Raw genomic sequence first — 17,658 nt, forward strand, 5'->3', positions numbered from 1 at the left:
CCGATGGTACTGCCTTCACCGGTGGGAGAGTAGGTAGCTGCCACCTCATCTATTTACAACCAAGAGCCGATCCTCACCGATCGGCTCTTGCTGTTTTAGCCGGTTTATACATTGTCATCTAGTAAACCTTCCTACCTTCTCTTTACTCCGTCACTCTTTTCGTCGTATTCGTCACTAAAATCCGGTTGTTCAGCTATTTTACCTTGCTGAGGGTTGCATATCTGCTTTACTTTGCTTCTGACTCGAGAGCGTAAATTTAATCTGGAAACCAGAAACTTTAGAAAAGTTTCCTCGGTTCCTTCATTAGTTTTTCCAATCGTTCATGAAAGAAAAGATACTTACGGAAGCTGAAGGCCTGTTCTGGAAGTATGGCGTGAAGTCGATAACCATGGACGATATTGCCCGCCAGTTAGGAATCTCTAAAAAGACTATTTACCAGCATTTCGAAGATAAGGAGGATATCGTATTTCAGGTAGTCAAGGATAAGCTGGATCGGGACGAGGAAGAGTTTCAGTGTCAATTCCGGGGGGCTGGTAATCCGGTTGAAGAAATTCTTAGAGTATCTGAATTGCTGCGGCAGCACGCAGTTACCGTTAATCCAAGTATGGTGCTGGATGTGCAGCGTCATTATCCAAAGGCATGGGCAGTTTTTCTAAAGCATAAAGAACAATATATTCTGACTTCTATCCAGGATAACCTGCGTCGGGGCGTTCAGGAAGGACTTTATCGCCCTGACATAGATATAGAAGTAATGGCTCGATTGCGCATCGAATCTGTTCAGTTGGGCTTTGACGAGCGGGTTTTTCCTGGGTCAAGAGCCAATGTACTGGCTGTTCAGGAACAATTACTCCATCATTTTATCCGCGGTCTTTTAACGGAGAAAGGCTTCTCCGTATATAATCAATACAACCTGAATACATTATGAAGTACCTATCCAAACAACTCTGTACCATTATCGGGTTCTCCCTAGGCCTTCTTGGTTTTACTCCAGCGATGGCCCAGACGCCCCAAAATTTCTCTCTGTCGGAAGCTATCCGCTATGCCGTTGAGCACAATGTAAATGCAACGAATACTCAACTCGACGCTCAAAGTGCCGAAGCTCGTATTCGAGAGATCAAGGCAGTTTCGTTACCTCAGGTGAGCGTAAGTGGTATGTTCATGAATAACCTGGCTATTCAGACGGTATTCTTACCCCCTCAGTTTTTTCAGTTGCCAGAATCAGCCGGTCCGCAGCCGGTCCGGTTCGGCGTCGATTATACAGGTAACATCCAGGGATCGGTAAATCAGCTTTTGTTTGATGCTTCCTATCGCATCGGCCTGAAAGCTGCTGATGTGTATCGGGAACTGGCCCAGAAAAATACGACCGCTTCCAAGGTTACCATTGCCGAGCAGGTCGCTAAGGCTTACTATGGCGTGCTGGTTAGTCAGGAACGAATGAAACTGCTCGATTTTAATATTGGCCGTCTGGATACGCTGCTGCGGGAGACCCGCGCATTGAACCAGCAAGGCTTTGTCGAAAAGATTGATGTGAGTCGTCTGGAAGTCCAATCGAACAACCTGAAGACAGAAAAGCAGAAGGTCCAGAATCTGGTAGGGCTGAGTTATTATCTGCTGAAGTTTCAGATGGGGCTCGGTATCAATGACCCAATTTATCTGACCGACCAGATCCCGCAATTGAATTTAGACGAACTGGAGCGGACCGTCAACAGCATTCCCGCGTCGTTCGACTACGCCAACCGAGTTGAGTTTTCGCAGTTGCAGTCGCAGTTGAAACTCGCTGATCTGGATATTCAGAATACGCAGAAGCAGTACTTCCCCCGCCTGTCGGCGTTCTTCAATTATGGATATAATAATGGCCGGAACAGCTTCGGTGATATGATTACAACGAAGTGGTTTGCTCTATCATCCGTAGGTTTAAACCTGTCGGCGCCCATCTTTGATGGCTTTGCTAAGCGTTATCGGATTCAACAACAGCGAATTACTCTGCAGAAAGCGCAGAATAGTGGTGAACTACTGAAGAATTCCATTGACCTGCAGATCCGTCAGTCGCAGATAACCCTGCAGAACAATCTGCAAACCCTTCGCACGCAGCAGAGCAACCTTGAACTAGCGCAGGAGATACTTCGCGTAACACGCATTAAATACAAAGAAGGTGTCGGCTCGAACATAGAGGTACTAAACGCCGAAACTTCTTCACGAGAAGCGCAGACAAACTACTACGCAGCGCTCCTTGATTTTATGCTGGCCAAAGTGGACTTGGACAAAGCTTTAGGCAAACTGTACACTGAGAATTAACCGAAACCGAATACAACCTGACTCTTTGATACAAGACGGACAATGAAAGCATATTACGCATTAGCACTTACCACAAGCTTACTATTGGCATGTTCTGCCGAAAAGAAATCTGACCTTGACACCAAGAAGGCTGAATTGGCAGACCTGAAAAAACAACAGGCTGAGCTTAGTACGAAAATCCGGACGCTGGAGACGGAGTTGACAAAGCTGGACCCTAAACGGGCTGAGCAGGTTCGCGTGAAAGATGTGGTTGTTTCGCCGGTAGCGGCAACTACGTTCCGCCATTATGTTGAATTACAAGGTACGATTGACGCCAAAAATAACGTACAGGTATCGCCTAAAGCGGGTGGCGCAATCACTGCCCTGTACGTAAAAGAAGGCGATGCTGTGCGGGCAGGTTCTGTGATTGCCCGTCTGGACGATGCGGTTCTTCGGGATAATGCCGAACAGTTGAAAACGCAATTAGCTTTAGCGACTACGGTTTATGAAAAGCAGGCTAATCTCTGGAAACAGCAGATTGGTACGGAAATACAGTACCTCCAGGCGAAGACCAATAAGGAAGCGCTGGAGCGGCAACTGGCTACGCTGTCTACCCAACGGTCGCAGTTTACGGTTACGTCACCAATTGGTGGAGTTGTGGATAAAGTAAACGTAAAAATCGGCGATATGGCTATGCCCGGAATGGGTATGGTACGGGTTGTTAATCTGGGCCAGCTTAAAGTTGTCGCTAAAGTAGCCGACTCCTATGTGGGCAGTGTGCGGAAAGGCGATGCGGTTATTGTACGTTTCCCGGATGTTAACCGGGAGTTGAATACCCGCATCAATTTTGTATCGACCACGGTAGACCCCCTCAGCCGAACTTTTATTATTGAGGCTCCGCTGCCGGCTGATAACAGCCTAAAGCCGAATATGCTGGCACAGGTGAAGATCAATGATGAGGCCAAACCGAACGCGGTAGTGATCAATCAGAATCTGATTCAGAGTACGGAAAACGGTCAGCTAGTATACGTGGCCGTCAATGAAGGCGGAAAGAAGGTGGCAAAGGCGCGTCCGGTAAAAACCGGCATGAGTTACGGTGGACAGATTGAGATTACGGAGGGCCTCAGCGCAGGTGACCAGCTTATTACACAAGGGTATCAGGAACTGGCAGACGGACAACCAATCAATTTTTAATCATTTGAGGTTTTAGTTTGACGTTTCAATTTGGCCAAAACCAAACCTCAAACCTCGAACTACAGACCTCAAACGTCAAACTAAATCTCTTATGAAGTTTGAACAATACAAAACGCTCAGCTTTACCAACTGGTGCGTAGAGAACCGGACCGCGATATACATCTTCACCTTCATTATTACGTTGTTCGGCCTGGTCATTTACAATAACCTGCCCAAAGAGCAATTTCCCGACATCAAGGTTCCGCAGGTTTATGTACAGACCATCTATGCCGGAACGGCTCCTGCTGATATTGAAAACACCATTAACAAGCCTATCGAGAAACAGATCAAGTCAATCTCGGGTGTGAAGCGGGTGAAGTCGAATGCTCTTCAGGATGTATCCGTAATTCTGGTTGAATTTAACCCTGATGTGAACTCAGAGGATGCGCTTCAGAAGGTACGCGATGCCGTCGATAAGGCCAAGCAGGATCTACCTAAAGAAAGTGACCTGACGTCGGGCCCGACCGCCCAAAGCGTTGAGTTTTCGGAGTTCCCGATTATGAACATTAACATGGCGGGTAACTTTTCGCTGAAGCAGTTAAAAGAATACGCCGAGGATTTGCAGGATGCCGTTGAAGCAATGCCCGAAATCAGTCGGGTAGACATTGTCGGGGCGCTAACGCGTGAGATTCAAATTAACGTGGATCTGCCCAGAATGCAATCAGCTGGTCTGACTTTCGGCGATATTATGATGGCCGTTCAGGGTGAAAACGTAAATGCGTCGGGAGGTGAACTGCCGATTGATGGCGTTCGCCGAACGTTGCGGATAAAAGGCGAGTTCACCGAAGTGGCGCAGATGGAAAATCTTCAGATCCGTACCGCTACCGGCGCCACGGTACGGTTGGGTGATGTCGCACAGGTTATTGACAGCTTTGAAGAGCAGCAGGATTATGCCCGTCTGGATAATAAATCGGTGGTAACGCTGAACGTGATCAAGCGGTCAGGCGCTAACCTGATTTCGGCGGCCGATAACATTGAAAAAACGATTGAGCAATTCAAGCAGGACCGCTTCCCGCAGGGCCTTGACGTAAAAATTACGGCTGATCAGTCGGAGCGTACCCGCAGTGATCTGCATGACCTGGTGAACACGGTCGTGCTGGGCTTTATTTTCGTAGTGCTCATCCTGATGTTCTTCATGGGGGTGCGCGATGCTATTTTTGTGGGGCTCTCGGTACCCTTGTCGGCGCTGGTTGCTTTCGTGTGTATGCCGGTAGTAGGGCCAATTGTTGGTACTACGTTTACCCTGAATACCATTGTGCTTTTTGCCTTCCTGCTGGGCCTGGGTATTGTGGTAGACGATGCCATTGTGGTTATTGAAAACACGCACCGGCTGTTTAATCAGCACAAAGACTGGGACATCAAAAAGGCCGTAAAAGCGGCTGCCGGCGAGGTCTTCATCCCGGTATTGTCGGGTACGCTAACGACCATTGCGCCGTTCTTTCCCCTGCTGTTCTGGCCGGGTATTGTGGGTGAGTTCATGAAGTTTCTGCCGCTGACCCTGATTCTGACCTTGTTTGCTTCGCTGTTTGTGGCTTATGTGATGAACCCGGTATTCGCCGTAACGTTTATGAAGCGCCATGATGAGGAGCACCATGAGGAGAAAGATACCAGCTTCAAAAGCATTCAGCGGCCGCTGATCATCATGGCGGCTCTGGCAGGTGTGGGATATATCATAGACCGGGGTATTGGTAACCTGTTTGTTTTCTTTATCCTGCTGTACACCTTCAATCATTATATCCTGACGCCACGCATTATTGTACCGTTTCAGGAGGGATTGTTACCGAAACTAAAGGATGGCTACCGCAGCCTGATTTCCTGGATCCTGGTAGGCTGGCGACCGGTGGGGGCTATCGCTTCAATGTTCGTTCTCCTCATCGTGACGTTTGTTCTGATGGGTATTGTGCAGCCGAAGGTAATCTTCTTCCCGAGTGGTGATCCCGATTACGTATATGTTTATAACGTAATGCCGGTAGGTACAGATGCCCATGTAACCGACTCGGTTACCAAGGTGATCGAAAAGCGGGTGTTCAAGGTGCTGGACGACAATAAAGCCATGAACATCGTCAACTCTGTTATTTCAAACGTTGGTAAAAACGCCGGTGATCCCTTTAACCCTGACCGGTCGGCAACTCCGCATAAGTCAAAAGTGACCGTTGCCTTTGTGAAGAACGAACTTCGGGGCGGTGTATCGACTGAAGACATCCTGAATAAAGTGCGGGCGTCGATGCAAGGCATTCCCGGTACGGAAATCTCGGTTGAACGCGAACGTAATGGTCCGCCAACGGGTAAGCCGATTTCTATTGAAATTGCAGGGGATGAGTTCGCCACGCTGATGAAGCTGGAAAAAGATGTTCGGCAGCGGATTTCGCAGGCGGGTATTGAAGGAATCGATCAATTAAAGTCTGACCTGATCACCAACAAGCCCGAAATCATCATCAACGTCAACCGAGACAAAGCACAGCGGGAAGGTATCTCGTCGGGGCAGATAGCGCAGGCCGTTCGGACCGCCTTATTTGGTCTGGAAATCTCGAAGTTCCGGGACGAAAAGGATGAGTATCCGATCATGGTTCGTCTGAAAAAAGACGACCGCAGCCAGATTGAACGTCTGCTGAGTATGAACGTTGTGTACCGGGACATGAACGCCGGTGGTATGCTGCGTCAGGTACCGTTGACCTCGGTTGCTGATGTTCAATACTCGACGACATTTAGCCAGATCAACCGCAAGAACCAGGAGCGGATCATTACGTTGAGTTCCGACATTGTGCCCGGCTACAATGCCAATGAGATTGTGGCGCAAATTCAGGCGTTGGTAAACCAGATGGAAGTGCCGAACGGCTACAAGGTTAGAATGGGTGGTGAACAGGAAGATCAGCAGGAGTCGATGGAATTTTTAGGAATGGCGTTCCTGATGGCGCTGTTGTTGATTTATCTGATCCTGGCCACACAGTTTAACTCGGTGGTGAAGCCGATTATTATCTTCGTCACTATTGTCCTGTCGCTGGTCGGCGTGTTACTGGGCTTTATGCTCTTCGGCAAAACTTTCTCGGTCATTATGTCTGGGGTGGGTATTATTGCCCTGGCCGGTATTGTGGTAAAGAACGGAATCCTGCTGATAGAATTCATTGATGAACTTCGTGGCCGGGGTATGCCGCTCCGTGAAGCTATTATTGAAGGGGGGGCTATTCGTTTGACTCCGGTATTGTTGACGGCCTCAGCCGCCGTATTGGGTCTGGTTCCGCTGGCGACTGGTCTGACAATCGACTTTGTGGGCTTGTTCCGCAGCTTTGACCCTCACATCGTTATTGGTGGAGACAGCGCTGTGTTCTGGAACATTCTGGCCTGGACCATCATCTTCGGTCTGACCTTCTCGACCGTGCTGACACTCGTGATCGTACCCTGTATGTACTGGATCAACGAGCGTATCCGGGATCGGTTCCGTAAGAAGCCGGCTGGGGAGCCCGCCAAGGAACCGGAGTATGTGAGTTAATCCTCAAAACGTAGTAAAACCTAAACCCACTGCAACTGGTTATGCTCAAGGGCTCTTTTGCAGTGGGTTCTTATTTACTGGAATATGAACCGACTAGGTTTCTTTCTTCTTATTGCCACCGTCTTTCTGCTCATTGATATTTACGTTTACCAGGCTGTTCGGGTGGTCAGCCGGTCATTATCGGATAATGGCCAGCGAATAGTAACTTTCATTTATTGGGGCATTACAGTAGTTTCACTCGTGACGTACATTGTCATGCAGTTAATACCGCCGGATAGTGTCGGGCGGGTAACCCGCAGCATGATTTGGGCCGCCATTCTGATCCCATACTTCTCGAAGTTTTTTGCGGTGCTGGTCCTGTTGCTCGACGATATCTTCCGCTTGCTCCGGTGGATTGTATCCCTGTTTTACCGCCCGGATGTTCGCGAAGCTGTGGACAATACAGCTCAGAAAGTAATTCCGGCGGCAAAGGCTATTCCCCGCTCGGAGTTCCTGATGAAAACGGCCCTGATTGCCGGCACCGTTCCGCTGGTAGGATTTACCTACGGTATTCTGTCGGGTGCGCACGATTACCGGATTCGGCGGGTAAAGCTGCCGTTGAAGAATCTGCCGTCAGGCTTTGATGGAATGAAAATTGCTCAGATTTCAGACATTCACTCCGGTAGCTTTTTCAACAAAACAGCGGTTAAAGGCGGTGTTGAGATGCTGATGCGGGAGAAACCCGATGTGGCTTTCTTCACCGGTGACCTCGTGAATAATACGGCCGATGAGGTTAAAAACTACATTGACATATTCAATAAAGTTAAAGCACCACTGGGGGTATATTCTACCCTTGGTAACCATGACTACGGCAACTACTACCAATGGCCGAGCCTCCAGGCAAAACAGCAGAATCTGAACAACCTGATAGCGGCTCATAAAGAAATGGGCTGGGATATTCTGCTGGACGAGAACCGTATTCTGTCAGCCGGTGGTGATAAAATTGCCGTCTTGGGTGTGCAGAACCTGGGTTTTGGGCCGGCGGCTCTCAAGCGGGGTAACCTGGCTAAAGCCTATCAGGGTACTAAGGATTATCCGGTCAAATTACTGCTCTCGCATGACCCGACGCATTGGGATGCCGAGGTGCGGCCGCAGTATCCGGATATTGACGTGCAGTTTTCCGGACATACCCACGGTGCTCAGTTTGGGGTAGAGATTGCGGGCGTGCAGTGGAGTCCGTGCCAGTATTTTTACCGGCAGTGGGCGGGGCTGTATCAGGAGGGAGAGCAGCGTCTGTATGTAAACCGCGGCTACGGCTATATTGGGTATCCCGGCCGGGTTGGCATTTTACCGGAAATTACCATATTTGAATTACAGAAAGCCTGATTAACAGTTTAACCCAATTTATCACTCATCACCATGAAGGTAGTTTTCGTAAGTCTTCTCTCGCTGATTATGTCGGTGTTCTCTCAGGTATCACCACAGAAAACCGAAACCGCTGAAATTCCGCTTTGTCAGACATCCGGTAATGATATGTCGATGCTGGCGGCCAATAAAGAGTTTCAGATGATGCACCCGGAGCCGGTTCTGTTCACCTATGAGAGCAAGGCCGGTAGCATGATTACCTTTCCGACGCCGGACGGCAAAACCGCGAACGGCTTTTTCCTGAAGTCAAAGAACCCCTCGGACAAGTGGCTGCTGGTGTACCAGGAGTGGTGGGGGTTGAACGACCATATCAAACAGGAAGCCGAAAAAATGTACAACGACCTCAAGGACGTAAACGTGCTGGCGGTTGATATGTACGATGGGCAGGTAGCCTCTAAGCGCGAAGATGCCGCCAAACTGATGCAGGGTGCGCAGCAGGACCGCCTGCAAAACATTATGAAGGGGGCCATTGCTCATGCGGGTCCGAAAGCCCGGATTGGCAGCATCGGCTGGTGCTTTGGCGGTATGCTATCCCTGCAATCCGCGATTCTGGCTGGCAAGCAGGCCGATGCCTGCGTAATGTATTACGGGCGACCGGTACAAGATGTGGAGCAGCTTAAAAAACTGGATACGGATGTGCTGGGCGTTTTTGGCAGCAAAGACAGGGGTATTCCTGTCGAAATGGTGAATACTTTCCAGGAGAATATGAAGAAAGCTGGTGAGAAGGTAACCATTAAGATGTACAATGCCGACCACGCTTTTGCTAATCCCAGTAATACGGCTGGTTATGATAAAGAAGCCGCTACTGACGCGTATAAACTGACATTGAATTATCTCAAAGAACGGCTGAAAGCCTAACCCGTATAAGTCGAAAAACAGGAGCCCTGGCATATGCAACGCCGGGGCTTTTTCTTTGTCTTTCAAATAACTTGTGCGAGTAATTAAACGTTTTACTTACAAACTTGTCTAAGCGGTAAGGTTAATTCTACACACTGATTAGACACTTTACAGCTATGAAACAGGTAAAAAGAGCGTCGGTGCTGGTAGCGGTGCTGGTAGCATTGGTTATGACAGGCTGTGCCACCAGAACAGTTGTTTACAGGGATGGCGGGTTCGGACCCGGACCTGGCTATGGTTATTACGGACCCCGGCCTTATATGTACCGGCCGGCTCCACCGGTGGTAGTTGTACCATCACCGAGGGTGTATGCCCGTCCGAGGGCTTATGTGCGGCCACCGGCCTACCGGTACGCTCCCCGACCACGGTATTATCGGAATGCTCCGCAGCAGTATGGGTACCGGAACGATGGTTACCGGAATGGTGGCCCCCGGAGTCCATATCGTAATCGACTTCGTTAATAACCTGTCAGGTATTATCAGAAAACCGGCGCGAAAGTGCCGGTTTTTTATTTGAGCTGAATAAAGGTTAAACGTAATCATTTTACATGTAACCGTATGTTTGATGTTTGTAAAAATAAGGACACATAAATCGTTAGAACATATGATATTTTTATAGATTTAGTGCTAAATATTCTTTGAATAATTGAACCTATTATAAAATTAATAAAAGAAGGTTTAGGACTTTTCTTACCGAATTGCCGTTTAATAAATTTTTGAGCCTAATATTAAGCGATAATTCGACTTATGTATAAACTAAAGTTTTCCATCTTAGCTATTTTGGCTACGTTGTTATTCTCACTTACTGTTCAAGGGGGAGATAAACTAAAAGGCTGGACGGCCAATAAAGATAGCAGAATAGGTAATACTGCCAACCTGTTAATAAGTGCAGCCAAACTTAATTTTGCTGCCCGATTACGATTCGTAGCGGCTAATTACCAACCTCTGCCGGGTAAAATTGAGGCTGAAAGCTATTCAGCCATGAAGGGTATCTCAACCGGAAATACCACTGATGTCGGAGGAGGTTTGAGCGTTACAGCTACTCAAAAAAATGACTGGCTGGATTACAACGTCAGTGTTACCTCGGCGGGTACTTACACCTTCAATGTACGGGTGGCCGGCTCAGGCGGGCAGCTTCAATTACGGACAGCCTCAGGTACCACACTAAAGACACTTGATATACCCGCTACTGGCGGAGGACAAAACTGGACCACGGTTTCCACGACAGTCTCTCTACAGGCCGGAAACCAGATATTGCGCATTTTTATAGCCAAAGGTGGGTGGAACTTTAACTGGTTTGAACTTCTGACTGGAGGGACTACTACAACACTAAAGGAATCAGTAATTACCTTCAACGCCTTACCTGAAAAGACCGTAGGTGATGCTGCATTTTCTCTCGTGGCTACCAGCACGAATACCGAAACACCGATAACCTTTTCCTCCTCAAACGCAGGTGTGGTCTCGGTCAGCAACAGCACGGGTAAGTGGATGGTCACCGTGGTGGGGGCGGGTACGGCCATCATCACGGCCTCACAGGCTGGTAGTACCAACTTTAAACCTGCGACTGATATAACCCAGACCCAGGTAGTAAAATCGGCGGTTGTAACCGGTTCATACAAGCCTTTGCCCGGTAAAATTGAAGCAGAGAGTTTTGATGCCATGGCTGGCATTGCCACCGAAACTACCACTGATACCGGGGCAGGACATAATGTGGGCTGGATTGATGCCAATGACTGGCTGGATTACAACGTTAATGTTGCCTCGGCGGGCACCTACACCTTCAGTGTACGAGTGGCAGGCTCGGGCGGACAGCTTCAATTACGGAACGCTTCCGGCTCCGTGATAACAACACTTACCCTACCGACAACGGGTGCCTGGCAAACCTGGACGACCGTGAGCACAATGGTGTCGCTGAGCGGAGGCAATCAGACGCTGCGAATGCATGCCGTTAGTGGAGGCTGGAACTTTAACTGGTTTGAGATAACAGGCGGGGGTACTTCGTCAACTACGAGAGTCAAAATACCCATTGATGGAAACCGCTGGTATCAATTGAATACCACAACCGGCGGTCTGGAAGGTTTATCCGATGAACGGACCGACGTTGATATCCAGACCGGCTGGAGCAAAGTCCTGGCGAACTATGATGCTTACTACCCTCTGCTTGACGGGGAGGAGATCACGATTGATGCGGTGAAGTTCTTCGACGGCTATGGCTATGATCCTGACAAGCCTATGACCCTGTCCATTATTGATGCACAGTGGAACCGTATTCCGGTAGCGACGTTTACCGGTTCCAGCTACGGCTGGGTTGGCCCTGATCCGAATCAACCAGCGGTTTTCGATCTGAAAACAGTGGCGAAAGGTGCTCGCTATCTGGTACTGAATATGTGGAATATTTATCCGACAGAGATCGAGCTTTACGGGTCCTATAAAGCCCCGGCAAGTCCGCCGACATCGGCTCCCCTGAAACCGGTGCGGCTTAAGGATATGTTTGGTATCAATGCTTACGAGTGGAATTTCGAAGATGGTAATACGCCCTGGCAGCTCAATGAGTCAAAAGTAAAGGTGGTGAAAAACTTTACGGGCGTCCGGCACTATATGGATTGGGAGCGGATCGAATCGACTGAAGGCAGTTATACCTTCAATCCTACCCACAGTGGGGGCTGGAACTATGATGCCATTTATGAGCGCTGCAAAGCCGAAGGTATAGAAGTTCTGGCCTGTTTGAAGACTATTCCTAAATGGCTAATGGATACGTATCCAGAGGGGCAGCGGGATGAAGATAATGTGCCGGTACGCTACGGCAAAGACTTCGCCGATCCGCGCTCCTATATTGAGCAGGCCAAAGTCGGTTTCCAATACATTGCCCGTTACGGCAGCAATCGCAATGTAGATCCCAGTCTGGTCAAGGTCAATAGCACTCAACGCTGGACTGGAGATGGTATCAATACCGTGAAGATTGGTATGGGGTTAATCAAATACATTGAATGCGACAATGAGCGGGATAAATGGTGGGAGGGCCGTCGGGCTTACCAGACCGCTCGTGAGTATGCGGCCAACCTGTCGGCTTTCTACGACGGACACAAAAATACTATGGGGCCGGCGGTAGGCGTGAAGAATGCTGATCCAACCATACAGGTAGTTATTGCCGGTATCTGTACGAACAAGGATTATGTTAAAGGCATGATTGACTGGTGCAGGCAGTACCGGGGCTACCGGCCCGACGGTAGTGTTGATGTTTGCTGGGATGTGATCAATTACCACTATTATACCTTCAACAGTGCAGAAAATCGGGGTTCGGCTCCGGAACTTTCCCCAGCGGCTCAGGATGCGAAGGGCTATGTGCAGGTAGCTCACCAGCAGCTTAAAGGCATGCCGGTCTGGATTACTGAGGCCGGGTATGATGTCAATCAGGGTAGTCCTTTGAAAGCAATTCCTATCGGCCCTAAATCAGAACTGGTGACGCAGGCCGATTGGGTATTGCGAAGTGCGTTGCTGTACGCCCGTAACGGCATTGATAAACTGTTCTTCTATCAGCTCTACGATGCCGTGGCAAACTCATCGGGCCAATACGCCACGTCAGGTCTCGCCAACGAATCCACCCTGAGCAGACGTCCGGCCGCTGACTACCTCTACCAGGTCAACAAGCAGTTCGGAGAGTACCGCTACCAGCAGACCTTAGCTAATGATCCGATCGTTGACCGGTACAGCTACAATGGTCAGTCGATGTATATGTTGGTCATACCCGATGAGAAGGGCCGTACCGGAGAGTATACGCTGGATCTGGGTAGTGCTACCAGTGCTAAAATTTATAAGCCTAAAGCGGGTAGTGACATCATGGAGGAACAGCAGGTACCGACCAGCAGCGGAAAGCTGAAAGTAACCGTTACTGAAACGCCGGCTTTTGTGATACCCGTATCCGGTGCGCGGTTGGCGGCTCCCGCGGAGCCAACCGGATTAAGCATGGTTCAGGTTTATCCGAACCCAACAACGGCACAGATCCAGATTGCATTTGACAATGAGCAGCAGGTACCTGTACAGGTGCGAGTGCTGGATACTGCCCTGGGCAGGGTATACCAACAGATAAGTTATGAAAAGCAGGATGTTGGATTTCGCGCTTGTGTTGATCTGTCTGCCCTGCCCGTCGGCCTCTACCTAGTGGAGGTAAGTCAGGGGCAGAAGCGTGTTCTACGGAAGGTTATTAAGGTCCAATAGATAGATAATTGAACCAGGAAGTATATAAAAAGAAAGGGGAGGTGCAAAGGCGACATAGCTAACCTCCCCTATTTTTGTTTGCATACTTCCCATTAAGGTTATCTTAACCACAGCTAAGCGGTTTGTAATTAGGCATAGTATACTATTGTACGTTGCGAATTTTCAAATGTCTGGAATTATTTACTTGTATAAAACCAGACTATATTTACCAATTGAACATATAAATTTAGCGGTAATCCACGCCATCCGATAAACCCGGCTTATAGCAGTCGAAAAGGGTAACTAACAGTACCAGACTTTCAAGTAGTATTTCATATATAAACTTCTCATTCATTTAATACTAACTCTGGGGTAATGACTAAACTTTTATTAGCCAGCCTGGCTCTTTGTGCCTTTTTTCTAAGCTCCTTTACTCAAAACGAAGAGAAAACGTATCTGACTTTTGTCGAAGCGAATAAACCGGTTAGAATAATCCATTCTGCCAGGGAAGGTGATGACCTGGTCAGTAGCATCAAAGGCAGCTACGTTCTTAGAGAACGAGTTGCTACCGAGGCTAGTTTTCCTTTGGCTTACGCTTATAAGCCATTGCCGGGCAGAATTGAAGCAGAGAGTTTTGATGCCATGAAAGGGGTATCCACTGCCACCACCACCGATGTGGGAGGGGGACTCCACATCACCAGTCTTGATGGCAATGACTGGCTGGACTATAATATCAACGTAGCAGAAGCTGGTACGTATACGTTCAGCCTTAGGGTAGCTGGTCCAGCGGGTCAGCTGCGGCTGCGCAAGGGCAGGAATGGTCCCATTATTAAAACGATTGATATACCAGCTACCGCCAATCTGCAAACCTGGATAACCGTCAGCACCAGTGTAGTCCTGAGTGCAGGTAATCAGACGCTAAATCTGGATATGGTAAAGGGAGTGGGAAACCTTAACTGGTTTGAGGCTACCGTCCCGGAGAAGCCTCAGGCCGTGATCACCTTCGGTGCGCTGGCCGAGAAGACCGTGGGCGATGCGCCCTTTGAGCTGGTAACCACCAGCACCAATGGGGAGGTGCCCATTACTTTCAGCAGCTCTAACCCGGCTGTGGTCAGTGTGAGCAACAGCACGGGCAAGTGGCTGGCCACGGTAGTGGGGGCGGGCACGGCTAACATCACGGCCTCGCAGGCAGCCAGCACCAGTTACCGGGCGGCTGTGGATGTGGTGCAGGCTCAGGTAGTGAAGGCAGCCCCGGAGAAGCCCCAGTCCGTGATCACCTTCGGTGCGTTGCCCGAGAAGACCGTGGGCGATGCGCCCTTTGAGTTGGTAGCCACCAGCACTAACCCGGAGGTGGCCATCACCTTCAGTTCTTCTAATGCCAGTGTGGTCAGTGTGAGCAACAGCACGGGTAAGTGGCTGGCCACGGTAGTGGCAGCCGGTACGGCCAACATCACGGCCTCGCAGGCGGCCAGCACCAGCTACCGGGCGGCTGTGGATGTGGTGCAGGCTCAGGTAGTGAAGGCAGCCCCGGAGAAGCCCCAGTCCGTGATCACCTTCGGTGCGTTGCCCGAGAAGACCGTGGGCGATGCGCCCTTTGAGTTGGTAGCCACCAGCACTAACCCGGAGGTGGCCATCACCTTCAGTTCTTCTAATGCCAGTGTGGTCAGTGTGAGCAACAGCACGGGTAAGTGGCTGGCCACGGTAGTGGCAGCCGGTACGGCCAACATCACGGCCTCGCAGGCGGCCAGCACCAGCTACCGGGCGGCTGTGGATGTGGTGCAGGCTCAGGTAGTGAAGGCAGCCCCGGAGAAGCCCCAGTCCGTGATCACCTTCGGTGCGTTGCCCGAGAAGACCGTGGGCGATGCGCCTTTTGAGCTGGTGGCCACCAGTACCAACTCTGAGGTGGCCATCACCTTCAGTTCTTCTAATGCCAGTGTGGTCAGTGTGAGCAACAGCACGGGTAAGTGGCTGGCCACTATTGTATCGGCCGGCACAGCCAGCATCACGGCCTCGCAGGCAGCCAGCACCAGTTACCGGGCGGCTGTGGATGTGGTGCAGGCTCAGGTGGTGAAGGCAGCCCCGGAGAAGCCCCAGTCCGTGATCACCTTCGGTGCGCTGGCCGAGAAGACCGTGGGCGATGCCCCCTTTGAGCTGGTAGCCACCAGCACTAACCCTGAGGTGGCCATTACTTTCAGCAGCTCTAACCCGGCTGTGGTCAGTGTGAGCAACAGCACGGGTAAGTGGCTGGCCACGGTAGTGGCAGCCGGTACGGCCAACATCACGGCCTCGCAGGCGGCCAGCACCAGTTACCGGGCGGCTGTGGATGTGGTGCAGGCTCAGGTAGTGAAGGCAGCCCCGGAGAAGCCTCAGGCGGTGATCACCTTCGGTGCGTTGCCCGAGAAGACCGTGGGCGATGCGCCTTTTGAGCTGGTGGCCACCAGTACCAACTCTGAGGTGGCCATCACCTTCAGTTCTTCTAATGCCAGTGTGGTCAGTGTGAGCAACAGCACGGGTAAGTGGCTGGCCACTATTGTATCGGCCGGCACAGCCAGCATCACGGCTTCACAGGCAGCCAGCACCAGCTACCGGGCGGCTGTGGATGTGGTGCAGGCCCAGGTGGTCAAAGCGGCTCCAGTTAGTGGGAGTAAAATACTGCCAGGAAGGATAGAGGCAGAAAGTTATGATGCTATGAAAGGAGTAGTCATTGCCAGTACAACAGATGCCGGTGGGGGATCCCACGTGACGAACATTGACGGCAATGACTGGATGGACTACAATGTTTCTGTAACTAGTGCCGGCACCTACACTTTCACCCTGCGAGTAGCAGGTCCAGGTGGCCAGATGCGTCTGCGCAAAGGCAGGAATGGATCTATACTAAAGACAATTGATATACCCGCGACGGCTAACCTACAAACCTGGACGACCGTCAGCACATCCGTAGCCTTAACGGCGGGTAATCAAACGTTGAGTATTGATATTGAGAAAGGTTCCTGGAACTTCAATTGGTTTGAAGCTGCGGTCCCGGAGAAGCCTCAGGCGGTGATCACCTTCGGTGCGTTGCCCGAGAAGACCGTGGGCGATGCCCCCTTTGAGCTGGTGGCCACCAGCACTAACCCTGAGGTGGCCATCACCTTCAGCAGCTCTAACCCGGCTGTGGTCAGTGTGAGCAACAGCACGGGCAAGTGGCTGGCCACGGTAGTAGGGGCGGGCACGGCTAACATCACCGCTTCACAGGCGGCCAGTACCAGCTACCGGGCGGCCGTGGATGTGGTGCAGGCCCAGGTAGTGAAGCCCGCCCCGGAGAAGCCTCAGGCGGTGATCACCTTCGGTGCGTTGCCCGAGAAGACCGTGGGCGATGCCCCCTTTGAGCTGGTGGCCACCAGCACTAACCCTGAGGTGGCCATCACCTTCAGCAGCTCTAACCCGGCTGTGGTCAGTGTGAGCAACAGCACGGGCAAGTGGCTGGCCACGGTAGTAGGGGCGGGCACGGCTAACATCACCGCTTCACAGGCAGCCAGTACCAGCTACCGGGCGGCCGTGGATGTGGTGCAGGCCCAGGTGGTCAAGCCAGCCCCGGAGAAGCCCCAGTCCGTGATCACCTTCGGTGCGTTGCCCGAGAAGACCGTGGGCGATGCGCCTTTTGAGCTGGTGGCCACCAGCACTAACCCGGAGGTGGCCATCACCTTCAGCAGCTCTAACCCGGCTGTGGTCAGTGTGAGCAACAGCACGGGCAAGTGGCTGGCCACTATTGTATCGGCCGGTACGGCCAACATCACCGCTTCACAGGCGGCCAGTACCAGCTACCGGGCGGCCGTGGATGTGGTGCAGGCCCAGGTAGTGAAGCCCGCCCCGGAGAAGCCTCAGGCGGTGATCACCTTCGGTGCGTTGCCCGAGAAGACCGTGGGCGATGCGCCCTTTGAGCTGGTAGCCACCAGCACTAACCCTGAGGTGGCCATTACTTTCAGCAGCTCTAACCCGGCTGTGGTCAGTGTGAGCAACAGCACGGGCAAGTGGCTGGCCACGGTAGTAGGGGCGGGTACGGCCAACATCACCGCTTCACAGGTGGCCAGTACCAGCTACCGGGCGGCCGTGGATGTGGTGCAGGCCCAGGTGGTCAAGCCAGCCCCGGAGAAGCCCCAGTCCGTGATCACCTTCGGTGCGTTGCCCGAG

At 51.2% G+C, this 17,658-nt stretch carries 9 protein-coding genes; all 9 read left to right on the forward strand.

Going from position 1 to position 17,658, the window contains the following annotated elements; translation table 11 throughout:
• The first annotated feature begins 322 nt into the window (after positions 1-322).
• Positions 323-925: a TetR/AcrR family transcriptional regulator gene (locus ABD949_RS04450; RefSeq protein WP_345241017.1), complete on the forward strand. Its 603-nt coding sequence runs from the start codon at positions 323-325 to the stop codon at positions 923-925.
• Complete coding sequence (locus ABD949_RS04455; RefSeq protein ID WP_345241019.1) at positions 922-2,295, forward strand: TolC family protein; 1,374 nt, start codon at positions 922-924, stop codon at positions 2,293-2,295. Before ABD949_RS04450 ends, ABD949_RS04455 begins: the two co-directional genes overlap by 4 nt.
• A gap of 42 nt (positions 2,296-2,337) precedes the next feature.
• Positions 2,338-3,468: an efflux RND transporter periplasmic adaptor subunit gene (locus ABD949_RS04460; RefSeq protein ID WP_345241021.1), complete on the forward strand. Its 1,131-nt coding sequence runs from the start codon at positions 2,338-2,340 to the stop codon at positions 3,466-3,468.
• 91 nt (positions 3,469-3,559) lie between these two features.
• The gene (locus ABD949_RS04465) at positions 3,560-6,994 is read left to right on the forward strand and encodes an efflux RND transporter permease subunit (protein WP_345241023.1); all 3,435 of its coding nucleotides are present in this window, start codon (positions 3,560-3,562) and stop codon (positions 6,992-6,994) included.
• A gap of 84 nt (positions 6,995-7,078) precedes the next feature.
• Positions 7,079-8,359, forward strand: a complete 1,281-nt coding sequence (locus ABD949_RS04470) for a metallophosphoesterase (protein WP_345241025.1) — start codon at positions 7,079-7,081, stop codon at positions 8,357-8,359.
• 33 nt (positions 8,360-8,392) lie between these two features.
• On the forward strand, positions 8,393-9,256 hold the full coding sequence (locus tag ABD949_RS04475; RefSeq protein WP_345241026.1) for a dienelactone hydrolase family protein: 864 nt from the start codon (positions 8,393-8,395) through the stop codon (positions 9,254-9,256).
• Between the two features lie 155 nt (positions 9,257-9,411).
• Complete coding sequence (locus ABD949_RS04480) at positions 9,412-9,756, forward strand: hypothetical protein (RefSeq protein ID WP_345241028.1); 345 nt, start codon at positions 9,412-9,414, stop codon at positions 9,754-9,756.
• A gap of 285 nt (positions 9,757-10,041) precedes the next feature.
• On the forward strand, positions 10,042-13,509 hold the full coding sequence (locus ABD949_RS04485; RefSeq protein WP_425576728.1) for a carbohydrate-binding protein: 3,468 nt from the start codon (positions 10,042-10,044) through the stop codon (positions 13,507-13,509).
• A gap of 354 nt (positions 13,510-13,863) precedes the next feature.
• Positions 13,864-17,658 (forward strand): carbohydrate-binding protein (locus ABD949_RS04490; RefSeq protein WP_345241030.1); only part of this gene is annotated, 3,795 nt, incomplete at its 3' end.

This window comes from Nibrella saemangeumensis (genome assembly GCF_039541915.1).
GTDB lineage: Bacteria > Bacteroidota > Bacteroidia > Cytophagales > Spirosomataceae > Nibrella > Nibrella saemangeumensis.

Excerpts from the sequence above, each read along its gene's own strand:
- ABD949_RS04475 (WP_345241026.1), top strand. The coding sequence starts at position 8,393 with ATGAAGGTAGTTTTCGTAAGTCTTCTCTCGCTGATTATGTCGGTGTTC.
- ABD949_RS04465 (WP_345241023.1), top strand. The coding sequence starts at position 3,560 with ATGAAGTTTGAACAATACAAAACGCTCAGCTTTACCAACTGGTGCGTA.
- ABD949_RS04450 (WP_345241017.1), top strand. The coding sequence starts at position 323 with ATGAAAGAAAAGATACTTACGGAAGCTGAAGGCCTGTTCTGGAAGTAT.
- ABD949_RS04470 (WP_345241025.1), top strand. The coding sequence starts at position 7,079 with ATGAACCGACTAGGTTTCTTTCTTCTTATTGCCACCGTCTTTCTGCTC.
- ABD949_RS04460 (WP_345241021.1), top strand. The coding sequence starts at position 2,338 with ATGAAAGCATATTACGCATTAGCACTTACCACAAGCTTACTATTGGCA.
- ABD949_RS04455 (WP_345241019.1), top strand. The coding sequence starts at position 922 with ATGAAGTACCTATCCAAACAACTCTGTACCATTATCGGGTTCTCCCTA.
- ABD949_RS04480 (WP_345241028.1), top strand. The coding sequence starts at position 9,412 with ATGAAACAGGTAAAAAGAGCGTCGGTGCTGGTAGCGGTGCTGGTAGCA.
- ABD949_RS04485 (WP_425576728.1), top strand. The coding sequence starts at position 10,042 with ATGTATAAACTAAAGTTTTCCATCTTAGCTATTTTGGCTACGTTGTTA.